Source organism: Planococcus sp. RAB007_Raresut, from assembly GCF_057369535.1.
Window position 1 is genome coordinate 1 of the sequence record NZ_JBXYIF010000288.1, and the last position, 232, is coordinate 232.

1 protein-coding gene is annotated in these 232 nt (G+C 39.7%); it reads right to left on the bottom strand.

Annotated elements, in window-relative coordinates; translation table 11 throughout:
* Nucleotides 1-232 (bottom strand): family 4 glycosyl hydrolase (locus AC2Q9J_RS18560; protein WP_499042212.1); only part of this gene is annotated, 232 nt, incomplete at both ends.

Consider the following 232-nt stretch of genomic DNA (forward strand, 5'->3'; position numbering starts at 1 on the left):
CATCTTTTTCGCGCATTTCCAAACCACCTGTCCGAATTTGGACGAAGAAGAAATCTTTATCTTTAAAAGCATATTCTTTGTCCGTCGTATATTCGAACGACTCGAGTTCTGGATAATGCTCACGCAAGATGATTTCACTCGCTTTCGCGACACGTTCTTGACGTAATTCATCTGTATCGTAAAACGTGATAGAACGAAGTGGGAAGTGTTCTTTTTCCTTAATCAAACTCAT